14 protein-coding genes are annotated in these 12987 nt (G+C 68.5%); 9 read left to right on the top strand and 5 right to left on the bottom strand.

Going from position 1 to position 12987, the window contains the following annotated elements; translation table 11 throughout:
* Position 1: 1 nt before the first annotated feature.
* Positions 2–1342, bottom strand: coding sequence for a lipase family protein (locus tag G6N20_RS07995; RefSeq protein ID WP_083046103.1), 1341 nt, complete (start codon positions 1340–1342; stop codon positions 2–4).
* A 245-nt stretch (positions 1343–1587) separates the two neighbouring features.
* Positions 1588–2292, bottom strand: a complete 705-nt coding sequence (locus tag G6N20_RS07990; protein WP_083046027.1) for an NUDIX hydrolase — start codon at positions 2290–2292, stop codon at positions 1588–1590.
* 47 nt (positions 2293–2339) lie between these two features.
* Between G6N20_RS07990 and nadA the strand changes: the two genes are divergently transcribed.
* Genes nadA through nadC form a run of 3 tightly spaced genes read left to right on the top strand, consistent with a single transcriptional unit; the run spans position 2340 to position 5823 of the window.
* The gene (gene nadA / locus G6N20_RS07985) at positions 2340–3389 is read left to right on the top strand and encodes a quinolinate synthase NadA (protein ID WP_083046104.1); all 1050 of its coding nucleotides are present in this window, start codon (positions 2340–2342) and stop codon (positions 3387–3389) included.
* On the top strand, positions 3386–4969 hold the full coding sequence (locus tag G6N20_RS07980) for an L-aspartate oxidase (RefSeq protein ID WP_083046028.1): 1584 nt from the start codon (positions 3386–3388) through the stop codon (positions 4967–4969). The genes nadA and G6N20_RS07980 overlap by 4 nt, the downstream gene beginning before the upstream one ends.
* Entirely contained in the window at positions 4966–5823 is an 858-nt protein-coding gene (gene nadC, locus G6N20_RS07975; protein ID WP_142271834.1) for a carboxylating nicotinate-nucleotide diphosphorylase, read from the top strand. Before G6N20_RS07980 ends, nadC begins: the two co-directional genes overlap by 4 nt.
* On the opposite strand, the gene G6N20_RS07970 is transcribed toward nadC, so the two are convergent.
* From G6N20_RS07970 to G6N20_RS07960, 3 genes are all read right to left on the bottom strand, one after another.
* Entirely contained in the window at positions 5824–6543 is a 720-nt protein-coding gene (locus G6N20_RS07970) for a trimeric intracellular cation channel family protein (RefSeq protein WP_083046030.1), read from the bottom strand. It lies immediately after the preceding gene.
* Positions 6544–6597: 54 nt separating this feature from the next.
* Positions 6598–7170, bottom strand: a complete 573-nt coding sequence (locus tag G6N20_RS07965; RefSeq protein WP_083046031.1) for a hypothetical protein — start codon at positions 7168–7170, stop codon at positions 6598–6600.
* Between the two features lie 85 nt (positions 7171–7255).
* Positions 7256–7666 carry a nitroreductase family deazaflavin-dependent oxidoreductase gene (locus G6N20_RS07960; RefSeq protein WP_083046032.1) on the bottom strand — a complete coding sequence of 137 codons (411 nt, stop codon included), beginning with the start codon at positions 7664–7666 and terminating at the stop codon, positions 7256–7258.
* Positions 7667–7755: 89 nt separating this feature from the next.
* On the opposite strand from G6N20_RS07960, the gene hisD reads away from it, so the two are divergent.
* From hisD to G6N20_RS07930, 6 genes are read left to right on the top strand one after another with little or no spacing between them, the layout of a single operon-like run.
* Positions 7756–9075 (top strand): histidinol dehydrogenase, encoded by a 1320-nt coding sequence (gene hisD / locus G6N20_RS07955; RefSeq protein ID WP_142271840.1) that lies wholly within the window; start codon positions 7756–7758, stop codon positions 9073–9075.
* Positions 9072–10211 carry a histidinol-phosphate transaminase gene (locus tag G6N20_RS07950; RefSeq protein ID WP_083046034.1) on the top strand — a complete coding sequence of 380 codons (1140 nt, stop codon included), beginning with the start codon at positions 9072–9074 and terminating at the stop codon, positions 10209–10211. Before hisD ends, G6N20_RS07950 begins: the two co-directional genes overlap by 4 nt.
* The gene (hisB, locus tag G6N20_RS07945) at positions 10208–10828 is read left to right on the top strand and encodes an imidazoleglycerol-phosphate dehydratase HisB (protein WP_083046035.1); all 621 of its coding nucleotides are present in this window, start codon (positions 10208–10210) and stop codon (positions 10826–10828) included. Before G6N20_RS07950 ends, hisB begins: the two co-directional genes overlap by 4 nt.
* Positions 10825–11445, top strand: a complete 621-nt coding sequence (hisH, locus tag G6N20_RS07940; protein ID WP_083046036.1) for an imidazole glycerol phosphate synthase subunit HisH — start codon at positions 10825–10827, stop codon at positions 11443–11445. The genes hisB and hisH overlap by 4 nt, the downstream gene beginning before the upstream one ends.
* Complete coding sequence (priA, locus tag G6N20_RS07935; RefSeq protein ID WP_083046037.1) at positions 11446–12180, top strand: bifunctional 1-(5-phosphoribosyl)-5-((5-phosphoribosylamino)methylideneamino)imidazole-4-carboxamide isomerase/phosphoribosylanthranilate isomerase PriA; 735 nt, start codon at positions 11446–11448, stop codon at positions 12178–12180. It begins immediately after the preceding gene.
* Between the two features lie 6 nt (positions 12181–12186).
* Positions 12187–12987 carry an inositol monophosphatase family protein gene (locus tag G6N20_RS07930; protein ID WP_083046038.1) on the top strand — a complete coding sequence of 267 codons (801 nt, stop codon included), beginning with the start codon at positions 12187–12189 and terminating at the stop codon, positions 12985–12987.

Genomic DNA, 12987 nt, shown 5'->3' with positions numbered 1-12987 from the left:
CTCAGAGCGGGTGCCGGTGCACCTTCTTGCCGGTGATGACCTTGGCCGCGATCGTGGCCAGCCGCGCCATGCCCGCGTAGGTCATCGGGTTGAACATCGTCGGCCACTTGGTCCGGATGAGATGGTCGGTCAGCGGCCGGCCGGCGAACCGGTCGGTCAACCAGCGCAGTGTCATCGGCGCCGACAGCGGGTGCAGCAGCATGTGTTCGTTGAACGCATCCCGGTGGTAGGTGACGTTGGCACCGCCGGCCGAGTAGGCGGCTGCCAGCGCGTCGATGTCCTGGACGTCGATGAGATAGTCGTGCACGGCCTGCACGATCAACACCGGCGCCGTCGGCACCGCGCGGCCGAGTTTGATGTCGCTGAAGACGTGCGACACCTCCGGAGTCGACAAAATGTCGTCGAGCGGCTGGTCGAGGAAGCTGCCCAGGTCGACGCCCGCCACCTGGATGACCGCACCGGTGGTCGTCATCTTCTCTAGGCGCTTGAGCAGGGCCAGCCCTTCGTCGTTGGTGTGCTCTTTGATCACCCGGTCGAGGTCGGGGTAAGCGTGCGCGAGCGCGGCGACCACCAGCGCCGGCAGGCCGGTAAACAACGTGCCGTTGAGCCGGCGGAAGGTGTGGCCCAGGTCGGCGACCGGCGAACCGAGCACCGCCCCGACGATGTCCAGCTCGGGCGCGTAGGCGCCGCACATCTCGGCGGCCCATGCGGTGGCCAGACCACCGCCGGAGTAGCCCCACAGCCCGACCGGGGCCGACGGCGACACCGCGACGCGGTCCGAGCTCAGAGCGGCCCGAACGCCGTCGAGGATGCGGAAGCCCGGTTCGTACGGCGCCCCCCACAAACCCCGGATCCCTTCGTGGTCGGGCACCGAGACCGCCCACCCCTCGGCGACCGCGGCGGTGAGCAGCAGCAGTTCTAGCTGGGTCAACGACCCGAGGGCCTGCGCCCTGCGCCGCAGCGCATAGGAGGGGAAGCACCGAGCCGACATGGCGTCGATCGCGCATTGGTAGGACAGCAGGGGGCAGGTCTGGCCGGCAGCGTGCTCGGCAGGGACGATCACCGTGGTGACCGTCGCCTCGGGCCTGCCATACATGTCCGTCGTCCGATACAGCAGCTGGGTGGCCGTCATGGATTGCGGGATCAAACCCAGAAACGCCAGCTCGACGTCGCGCGAGCGGAGCACGGTGCCGGGCGCGGCGTGCTGGAACCCCGCAGGTGGGTCATAAAACGGGTCGTCCGACGGCAGCAGCGGGCGCACCTTCCGCCGCAGGTCCTCGTGCTGCGGCCGGCCGATCCAGTTGGCGCCGGTCGCAGTTGCCAGATTGCCGAACTCCACCATCGAGGCTCCCTTCATGGCCGGTCGGCATGTCCGCGCACGAACAATCCCGAGCGGCGGGATGAGAGCGCAGTTAGCCCAGTCGCAGTGGGGCGCCGGCACCTCAACGGCGGCCAGCGCCTCTTAGTCAAATCTCAGATAGCCTTATCTAACTCTTAGACAAACTACCGGCATTGGCGGCCGCTCGGAACAAGCGCGCAACGTGCCGCTCATCACAATTGGGCATCGCGACCCGCTCAGACCGGCCGCTAACTGGGAGGCCGCAATGCGGCGAACTCGTCGGTGACCCTCAGCTGGGAGTCGGTGAACCGGTACAGCGCTGCCGGGCGCCCACCGCTGCGCCCGGACTGGGCGATGGTGCCGGTCTGGGTGATCACCTTGCGACGGGCCAGGACCCGCTGCAGGTTGGTGGCATCGACCTGATAACCCAACGCGGCACCGTAGATGTCGCGCAGCGTTGACAGAGCGAATTCTTGTGGCGCCAAGGCAAATCCAATATTGGTATAGGACATTTTGGCGACCAGTCGGGCGCGGGCGTGGGTCACCATCGGGCCATGGTCGAACGCCATCGGCGGCAGTGAACTCACCGGGTGCCAGCGGGTGTCCGCCGGCAACTCCGGGGTGGCGGGGGAGGGCACCAACCCCAGGAAGGTCGACGCGATCACCCGGGCACCCGGCACCCGATGAGGGTCGGAGAATACCGCGAGCTGTTCCAGATGTGCCAACTCCCGCAGGTCGACCTTCTCGGCCAGTTGGCGTCGGACCGAGGTGGTCATGTCCTCGTCGGTGCGCAGTCGGCCACCCGGCAATGACCAGGTGCCTTTTTGCGGATCCCGGGCACGCTCCCATAACAGCACGTTTAGCTGCGGTTTCTCCGTTCGCGGGCCGGCTGTAACCAGGCGGACCTGAAACACGACCGCCAGCACCTCGTGCGCGGTGCTACCATTGGGCATGTTTTCGATTGTAAGTCGAAAACCTCCTGACTGTGAAAGGAGCCGCCGTGACGGTCTTGACCCGCATGGACACGCTCGTCGATGACCTGACTGAACGCATCGCCAACACCCCAACCGGCTACACCGGGGTCGACGCTGACGAGCAGTGGGCCGCCGAGGTTCGCCGACTGGCGCGATTGCGCGGGGCCACCGTGCTGGCGCACAACTACCAACTACCCGCGATCCAAGACGTCGCCGACCACGTGGGCGATTCGCTGGCGCTGTCCCGGATTGCCGCCGAGGCGCCCGAGGACACCATCGTGTTCTGCGGGGTGCACTTCATGGCGGAAACCGCCAAGATCCTCAGCCCGGACAAGACCGTGCTCATCCCGGATCAGCGGGCCGGCTGCTCGTTGGCCGATTCGATCTCCCCCGAGGAGTTGCGGGCCTGGAAGGACGAGCATCCCGGCGCCGTCGTCGTCTCCTACGTCAACACCACGGCGGCGGTCAAGGCGCTCACCGACATCTGTTGCACGTCGTCGAACGCGGTCGACGTGGTCGCCTCCATCGACCCCGATCGCGAGGTGCTGTTCTGCCCGGACCAATTCCTCGGTGCGCATGTGCGGCGGGTGACCGGCCGCACGAACCTGCACGTCTGGGCCGGCGAATGCCATGTGCACGCCGGTATCAACGGTGAGGAGCTCACCAACCAGGCCCTGGCGAACCCCGATGCCGAACTGTTCGTGCACCCGGAGTGCGGGTGCGCCACCTCGGCGCTCTACCTCGCCGGTGAGGGCGCGTTCCCGTCGGATCGGGTGAAGATCTTGTCCACCGGCGGGATGCTCGAGGCGGCCCACCAGACCAGCGCCCGCAAAGTCTTGGTCGCCACCGAGGTCGGCATGTTGCACCAGCTGCGCCGGGCCGCGCCGGGCGTCGACTTCCGGGCGGTCAACGATCGCGCGTCGTGCAAGTACATGAAGATGATCACCCCCGCGGCGCTGTTGCGGTGTCTGGTGGACGGCGCCGACGAGGTTCATGTCGACCCGACAACCGCCGCAGCGGCACGGCGAAGCGTGCAGCGGATGATCACGATCGGCCAGCCCGGCGGTGGCGAATGAACGCCGGCCCCGCCTGGAAGGACGCGGCCGACGTCGTGGTGATCGGAACCGGTGTCGCCGGCTTGGCCGCCGCGCTGGCCGCCCACCGAGCCGGCCGCGACGTTGTCGTACTCAGCAAGGCGGCCCAGACGTCCGGGGTGACCGCGACACACTACGCGCAAGGCGGCATCGCGGTGGTGCTGCCGAACAGCGCTGATTCGGTCGACGCACACGTCGCCGACACCGTGGCCGCGGGCGCGGGCCTGTGCGATCCCGACGCGGTGTATTCGATCGTCGCCGACGGCTATCGTGCCGTGACCGAGCTGGTCGGTTATGGGGCGCGGTTCGACGAAGCGGCCCCGGGCCGGTGGGCGCTGACCCGCGAAGGCGGACACTCGCGCCGTCGGATCGTGCACGCCGGGGGCGACGCCACCGGGGCCGAGGTCCAGCGCGCGCTCGACCACGCCGCCGGGGCGCTCGACATTCGCACCGGTCAGGTGGCGCTGCGCGTCCTGCGGGACGATGGTGCCGTCACCGGCGTACTGGTGGGCAGCCGCGACGGATTCGGCATCATCAGCGCACCGTCGGTGATCCTGGCCACCGGCGGGCTCGGGCAGCTGTACAACGCGACCACCAACCCCGAGGGCTCCACCGCCGATGGCGTCGCGTTGGCGCTGTGGGCCGGGGTCGCGGTCAGCGACCTGGAGTTCATCCAGTTCCACCCGACGATGCTTTGTGCCCCCGGTCGCGGCAGCGGTGGCCGGCGACCGCTGATCACCGAGGCAGTCCGCGGCGAGGGTGCGATTTTGATTGACCGGCATGGTAATTCGGTGACGGCTGGCTTTCATCCGATGGGCGACCTGGCCCCGCGGGACGTCGTCGCGAGCGCCATCGACGCACGGCTGAAGGACCGCGGCGATCCGTGCGTCTACCTCGATGCCCGCGGCATCGAGGGCTTCGAATGGCGGTTCCCGACCGTTACCGCCGCGTGCCGGGCCGCCGGCATCGACCCCGTCCGTCAGCCCATCCCGGTCGTGCCGGGGGCGCATTACAGCTGCGGTGGCGTCGTCACCGATGTGTCCGGTCAGACCGAGCTGCCCGGATTGTTCGCCGCGGGTGAGGTGGCCCGCACCGGCATGCACGGTGCCAACCGCCTGGCGTCGAACAGCCTGCTGGAAGGCCTGGTGGTGGGCGGCCGCGCCGGAAGGCTGGCGGCCGCACACGCGGTGGCGGCTGGGCGTCCGCAGGCGATGCTGCCCGAGCCGATCGCGCACACCGCGCTGCCACGAGGCGAGCTGCAACGCGCGATGAGCCGCGACGCCTCGGTGGTGCGTACCGCCGACGGGCTATGCCGCCTGTCGGCATCGCTTGCCGGCGCGCATGTTCGCAACGTGGCAAGTCGTCGTGATTTCGAGGATGTGGCGTTGACGCTGGCCGCCCGGACGGTGACCGCCGCCGCCCTGGCCCGCAGCGAAAGCCGCGGATGTCACCACCGCGCGGAGCACTCGTGTGCCGCACCGGACCAGGCGCGCAGCATCCTGGTTCGGCTGGCCGACGATCACAACGAGGTCCGCGTGGAGGCGCTGGCGGCGGTGGGTTGATGCTGTCCGACGGGGAGCGGGCGGCCGTCCATGACACCATTCGGCGCGGTCTCGACGAGGATTTGCGCTACGGGCCGGACGTGACCACGATCGCCACGGTGCCCGCCGATGCGGTGGCCACCGCGGCGATGGTGGCCCGGGAGCCCGGCGTGATCGCCGGGGTAGACGTGGCGTTGTTGGTGCTCGACGAGGTGATCGGGACGGCCGGCTACCAGGTGCTCGACCGTGTCGAGGACGGTGCCCGGGTGCAGCCGGGGCAGTCGCTGTTGACCGCGCGAGCCGAAACCCGCGGCCTGTTGACCGCGGAGCGGACCATGTTGAACCTGGTCTGTCACCTGTCGGGCATCGCCACCGCGACGGCGGCCTGGGTCGAGGCGGTGAACGGCACCAAGGTCAAGATCCGCGATACCCGCAAAACCCTGCCCGGCCTGCGTGCGCTGCAGAAATATGCCGTGCGCGTCGGTGGGGGCGTCAACCACCGGCTGGGACTCGGCGATGCGGCCCTGATCAAGGACAACCACGTCGCCGCCGCGGGATCGGTGGTCGCCGCGCTGCGGGCGGTGCGGGCAGCCGCACCCGATTTGCCCTGCGAGGTTGAAGTGGACTCGCTCGAGCAGTTGGACGCCGTACTGGCCGAAAAGCCCGAACTGATCCTGCTGGACAACTTCTCGGTGTGGCAGACCCAGGTGGCGGTGCAGCGACGGGACGCCCGCGCGCCGGCCGTGTTGCTCGAATCATCCGGCGGGCTCAGCCTGCAGACGGCTGCGACCTACGCCGCAACGGGTGTGGATTACCTCGCGGTGGGTGCGCTGACCCATTCCGCGCGCGCGCTCGACATCGGCCTGGACATGTAGCTACTCGGCCGGTGGATGCTGGGGCGGGGCGGGCGTCCGATTGACCCGCACCCTGATCGTGGGAAAGCGCTTGCCGCGCGAACGCTGGAACGCGTAGTCCCATTCCAATCCCTGCCACAACTGCCAACCACGCCAGCGGGCGAGCAGGCACAGCGCGGCACCAACACAAGTTGCCACCACCGTGCCCGTCGACGCGTTCCCGGTGTAGGTGAACAGCACCACCGTCAGACTGGCCGCCACCGCGCAGGTGGCATAGAGGGTGTTGCCGCCGAAAATCTGTGGGATCCGTCGGACGGTCAGGTCGCGCAACGCCCCGCCGCCGACCGCGGTGATGGTGCCCAACAGCACAGCCGCCAGCCAGCCCAGCCCGACGTCGAGCGTTTTCTGTGCGCCCGCGGCCGCCCAGCAACCCAGGGCCAGCGCATCGACCACCGGGAAGACCAGACTCCAGATCCGGCCATGCACCGGAGCGAGGAAGGCGACGATCGCCCCGGCGCCCGCGGTTATCGCATACAGGTAGTCGGTCAGCGCGATCGGCGGGCCATGCTGCAGCAGGGTGTCCCGGATGATGCCGCCGCCGAGGCCGGACATGATCGCCAGCGCGACGAATCCGACGGGATCCATCCGCAGTTCGCGCGCCACGATTCCACCGAGCACGGCGTTGCCGAAGACGCCGGCGAGGTCGATCACCCGAAGAAATTCACCAACCGTGCCGGCCACAGCACAACGGTAATCACTGCCGCGTTGAACGCGATGACCCGTTGATGACCTGTCCTACCGGTGCAGCCCGATCCAAGCGCCGCGCGGATTCTTCAGGAACATCCCGGGCTTGCCGGTGTGCTCGATGGCGGCGCGCACTCGGTTGTGGACAAGCTGGGGATCCTGGGAATGGCCGTTCCCGGCGTCATGGATGACGCAGACCGATCCGTGTTTTCCGGCGCACGCCCACAGCGCGATCTCATCGAGCCGGTAGGACAGGCCGGAGTCGAGGATTACCAGGTCCGCGGCTGCCATTTGTTCCGCCGTCGGCGTGGGCTCGGGGCGGTAGTCGATGTTTGGGTTGCACCGCCATTCCTCGTCGGATTCGAAGCCGAAATGGAGCGCTTCGCCAAGGCAGAGGAACTGCGTGATACGTCCGATGCCGACGCCGGTTTCCAGGATGACCTGGGGTTGCAGCATCCGCTGCAGTGCCCCGACGAACGTGCAAAACTCCACCTCCGGTGACCAGGCGTTCCACGCGGTCCAGCCGCGCGCAGCGTGGGGGGTGAACTCCTGCTCGTCGTGCGGGGCCGAAGCCAACTCCGGCCGCGCAAGCGAACGCAGAAACGGTGATAGGTCGACAGTCACGTCGACACCTTAGCCAGCCACCATGCGCGCAACCTGGGAGCGCCCAACGGGTTTCCTGGGCGGCACATCACGCTCGCCGATGCGCTCAGCCGATATCGGCGACGAAGACCCCCATCCGACGCAGCTGCACGCGGGCCATGAAGGGCAACCCCTCACCGTCGGCGCCGGCGGGCAGAATCCGGGGATTGGTGAGGTGCAGCCGGCGGCGGGCGACATGCACGTCGGCCTCGCCCGCGGCCAGGACGTTTTTCACCCAGTCTGTTTTGCCGTGTCCCAGGGCGATCGCCAACACGTTGCCCTTGCGGTAGGGGGTCACCAGAGTTTTGTACCGTTTGCCCGACTTACGACCGCGGTGCTCGATGGTCGCGGTCCCGGGCAGATAGCGCGCAATTGGTTTGAGTGCCGGGTTGATGTATTTGATCTGGAAGTTCTCGAACCACGGCGGGTATACCATCGGGACGCCCGGGGCGTTGTTGGGGTGATCCTTTGCCGACATGCTGGCTCCCTTCGATTTACCGCACTGTACCGGTCGGATATGACTTGAGCTGCTCTGGGAGAATGGTCCGCGTGAGTACACCGCCCGCGCTGCTGGCCCGCATTGATTTGCGGGGCGAGGAGTTGACGGCTGCGCGGTTGCGCGCCGCGGTCCCGCGTGGTGATGCCGAGGTGGAGAGTTTCTTGCCCGCGGTGCGGCCGATCGTGGACGCCGTGGCCGCGGGTGGCGTCCGGGCCGCGCTGGACTTCGGGCAGACGTTCGACGGCGTGCGGCCGCCGACCGTCCGGGTGCCGGATGCCGCGCTGCAGGCGGCGCTGGACGACCTGGACGGCGACGTCCGGGACGCGTTGCAGGTGATGATCGAGCGGACCCGCGCGGTGCACGCCGGCCAGCGGCGCAGCGACGTCACGACGGCGCTGGGCCCGGGCGCCACGGTCACCGAGCGGTGGGTCCCGGTCGAGCGGGTGGGCCTCTACGTGCCCGGCGGTAACGCGGTCTACCCGTCCAGCGTGGTGATGAACGTGGTGCCGGCGCAGGTCGCCGGTGTCGATTCGCTGGTGGTTGCCAGCCCGCCGCAGGCGCATTGGGGCGGATGGCCGCACCCGACGATCCTGGCGGCGGCCCGGTTGTTGGGTGTCGACGAGGTCTGGGCCGTCGGAGGGGCGCAGGCGGTGGCTTTGCTGGCCTACGGCGGCACCGACACCGACGGCAGCACAGAACTGGCGCCGGTCGACATGATCACCGGGCCAGGCAACATCTACGTCGCGGCCGCAAAACGGCTGTGCCGCTCCCGGGTGGGCATCGACGCGGAAGCCGGGCCGACCGAGATCGTCATCCTCGCCGATCACACCGCCGATCCGGTGCATGTGGCCGCCGACCTGATCAGCCAGGCCGAACACGACGAGATGGCGGCCAGCGTGCTGGTCACCCCGAGTGCGGAGCTGGCCGACGCCACCGACGCCGAACTGGCCGCGCAGCTGCAAACCACGGTGCACCGCCAGCGGGTGACGGCCGCGCTGAGCGGGCGTCAATCGGCGATCATTCTGGTCGACGACGTGGACGCCGCCGTCTCGGTGGTAAACACCTACGCCGCTGAGCATCTGGAGATCCAGACCGCCGACGCGTCACGGGTTGCCGGTCGGATACGTTCGGCCGGCGCCATTTTCGTCGGCCCGTGGTCACCGGTCAGCCTTGGCGACTACTGCGCGGGGTCCAATCATGTGCTGCCGACCGCGGGTTGCGCTCGACACTCCAGCGGCCTGTCGGTGCAGACTTTCCTGCGCGGCATCCACGTCGTCGACTACACCGAGGCCGCCCTCAAAGACGTCTGCGGACATGTGATCACGCTGGCCAAGGCCGAGGACCTGCCGGCACACGGTGAAGCAGTGCGGCGGAGGTTCGAGCGATGAGCGCAGCGAACCCCGCGCTGGACGACCTGTCGCTGCGCGACGACCTGCGGGGCAAACTACCTTACGGCGCACCGCAATTAGCGGTGCCGGTGCGGTTGAACACCAACGAGAACCCGCACCCGCCCACCCAGGCGCTGGTCGACGACGTGGTGCGGTCGGTTCGGGAGGCGGCCGTCGACCTGCATCGCTACCCCGACCGTGACGCGGTGGCCCTGCGCGCGGATCTGGCCTCCTACGTGACCACCCAGACCGGGACGGCGATCGGCGTCGACAACGTGTGGGCTGCCAACGGTTCCAACGAGATTCTGCAACAGCTGCTACAGGCTTTCGGCGGGCCGGGGCGCACCGCACTCGGTTTCGTGCCGTCCTACTCGATGCACCCGATCATCTGCGACGGCACCCGCACCGAATGGCTCGAAGCGCTTCGCGCCGACGACTTCAGCCTCGACGTCGACGTCGCCGTCGCCGCCGTGGCCGACCGCCGGCCCGATGTGGTCTTCGTCGCCAGCCCCAACAACCCGTCCGGGCAGAGTGTTCCGTTGACGGATCTGCGCAGCCTGCTCGATGTGGTGCCGGGAATCTTGATCGTCGACGAGGCCTATGGTGAGTTTTCTTCGCAGCCCAGCGCGGTGTCGCTGGTCGCGGAGTATCCGACCAGACTGGTCGTCACCCGCACCATGAGCAAGGCGTTCGCCTTCGCCGGCGGCCGGCTGGGCTACCTGGTCGCCACCCCGGCCCTGGTCGAGGCGATGTTGCTGGTTCGGCTGCCCTATCACCTGTCGTCGGTCACCCAGGCCGCGGCACGGGCCGCACTGCGGCACGCCGACGACACCTTGGGCAGCGTCGCCACCTTGATCGCCGAACGTGAACGGGTCGCAACGGCGTTGACCGGCATGGGCTTTCGAGTCATCCCGAGCGATGCCAACTTTGTGCTGTTCGGGGAGTTCGTTGACGCGCCGGCCACTTGGCGGCGTTATCTGGACGCGGGAGTGCTGATCCGCGACGTCGGGATTCCCGGCTATCTGCGCGCCACCACCGGCCTGGCCGACGAGAACGACGCGTTCCTGCAAGCCAGCGCCCGGATCGCCGCCACCGCACTGGTCCCAGCCACCCCCAGCCGCATAGGAGCGCCGTGACAACCACCGTGGACCGCAGCGCGCGCATCGAGCGTCGCACGCGCGAATCCGACATCGTCGTCGAACTTGACCTCGATGGCACCGGTCAGGTCGACATCGACACCGGCGTGCCGTTTTACGACCATATGCTTGCGGCCTTGGGCAGTCACGCCAGCTTCGACCTGATGGTGCGCGCCACGGGCGATGTCGAAATCGAAGCCCATCACACCGTCGAGGACACCGCGATCGCGCTGGGCCAGGCGCTCGGCCAGGCCCTCGGTGACAAGAAGGGCATCCGCCGCTTCGGCGACGCGTTCATCCCGATGGACGAGGCGCTGGCGCACGCCGCCGTCGACGTGTCCGGCCGGCCCTACTGCGTGCACACCGGGGAGCCGGATCACCTTCGGCACACCACCATTGCTGGCAGCTCGGTGCCATACCACACCGTCATCAACCGGCATGTGTTCGAATCCCTGGCGGCCAACGCCCGCATCGCGCTGCACGTGCGAGTCTTGTACGGTCGCGACCCGCACCACGTCACCGAAGCGCAGTACAAGGCCGTCGCCCGTGCGTTGCGGCAGGCGGTCGAGCCCGATCCCCGGGTGTCGGGTGTGCCATCCACCAAAGGTGTTCTGTGACAAAGAAGTTGGTTGTTGTCCTGGACTACGGCTCGGGCAACCTGCGGTCGGCGCAGCGCGCGCTGCAGCGGGTCGGCGCCGAGGTCGAGGTAACCGCCGACGCCACGGCCGCGCTGGCCGCCGACGGGCTGATGGTGCCCGGCGTCGGCGCCTTCGAGGCGTGCATGACCGGTCTGCGCACGATCGGGGGAGAGCACATCATCGCCGAGCGGGTCGCAGCCGGACGCCCGGTGCTGGGCGTCTGTGTGGGCATGCAGATCCTGTTCGCCCGCGGGGTCGAGTTCGGGGTGGAGACCCCAGGCTGTGGGCAGTGGCCGGGTGCGGTCACCCATTTGGATGCCCCCGTGGTCCCGCACATGGGCTGGAACGTGGTCGACGCCGCAGCCGGCAGTGCGCTGTTCAAGGGTTTGCCCGCCGACGCGCGGTTCTATTTCGTGCACTCCTACGCCGCGCAGCGCTGGGAAGGCGCATCCGATGCGCTGCTGACCTGGGCCACACATGGGACACCGTTTTTGGCCGCGGTGGAGCATGGCGCGTTGGCCGCCACCCAGTTTCACCCGGAGAAAAGCGGGGATGCCGGCGCGGCGATGCTGAGCAACTGGGTCGAGGGGCTGTAGATGCCGTTGACCTTGCTACCCGCTGTCGATGTGGTTGGGGGCCGTGCCGTGCGCCTGGTGCAAGGCAAGGCCGGTAGTGAAACCGAGTATGGCTCGGCGGTGGACGCCGCCCTGGGCTGGCAACGTGACGGCGCCGAGTGGATCCACCTGGTCGACCTGGACGCCGCATTTGGCCGCGGTTGCAACCGCGAACTGCTCGCCGAGGTGGTGGGCAAGCTCGACGTGCGGGTCGAACTGTCCGGCGGCATCCGCGACGACGAGTCGCTGAGCGCGGCGCTGGCCACCGGCTGCACTCGGGTCAATCTGGGTACGGCCGCGCTGGAAAACCCGCGGTGGTGTGCGCGGATGATCGCCGCCCACGGCGACAAGGTCGCCGTGGGCCTGGATGTGCAGATCATCGACGGGCAGCATCGGCTGCGCGGTCGTGGTTGGGAAACCGATGGCGGCAACCTCTGGGAAGTGTTGGAACGCCTTGACAGTGAGGGATGTTCGCGCTTCGTCGTCACCGACGTCACCAGGGACGGCACGCTGGGCGGGCCCAATCTGGAACTGCTGTCGCGCGTCGCCGAGGCCACCGACGCCCCGGTGATCGCCTCGGGCGGGGTGTCAAGCCTGGATGACCTCCGTGCCATCGCCGCTCTCACGTCACGAGGGGTGGAGGGGGCCATCGTGGGCAAGGCCCTCTACGCCGGGCGGTTCACCCTGCCGCAGGCGCTGGCCGCGGTTCGGGAGTAGACCGCAATGGATCTGGGCGCGTTGGTGGCCGAGGCGTCAGCCATCCTCGACGCCGCATCGGAGCCGTTTCTGGCCGGCCACCGTGCCGATTCAGCGGTCCGCAAGAAGGGCAACGACTTCGCCACCGAAGTCGATCTGGCGATCGAGCGCCAGGTGGTCGCCGCGCTGACCGCCACCACCGGAATCGGGGTGCACGGCGAGGAATTCGGCGGCACCGACGTCGATTCACCTTGGGTTTGGGTGCTGGACCCGATCGACGGCACGCTCAACTACGCGGCCGGATCACCGATGGCCGCGATCCTGTTGGGCCTGTTACACCACGGCGATCCGGTGGCCGGTCTGACCTGGCTGCCGTTCACCGACCAGCGCTACACCGCGGTGGCAGGCGGTCCACTGATGAAAAACGGTGCGCCGCAACCGTCGCTGGCTTCCCTGGCACTGGCTGATTCCCTGGTGGGGGTGGGCACGTTCAGCGCGGACTCCCGGGGTCGCTACCCGGGACGCTATCGCCTGGCGGTGCTGGAAAACCTCAGCCGGGTGTCGTCACGGCTGCGCATGCACGGCTCCACCGGCATCGATCTCGCCTATGTTGCCGACGGAATCCTCGGTGGAGCCGTGAGTTTCGGCAGCCACGTGTGGGACCATGCCGCAGGGGTCGCGCTGGTGCGCGCCGCGGGCGGTGTCGTGACCGACGTGGCCGGCGAGCCCTGGACGCCCACGTCGCGGTCCGCGTTGGCCGCCGCGCCGGGGGTACACGCCGAAATTCTTGAAATCCTGAGCAGCACAGGGGAGCCGGAGGACTACTGA

It is taken from the genome of Mycobacterium shinjukuense (assembly GCF_010730055.1).
In the GTDB taxonomy this organism is placed as follows: Bacteria; Actinomycetota; Actinomycetes; order Mycobacteriales; family Mycobacteriaceae; genus Mycobacterium; species Mycobacterium shinjukuense.
Note: the sequence above shows the minus strand (reverse complement) of the source record. Positions and strands in the feature narration are given on the sequence as shown.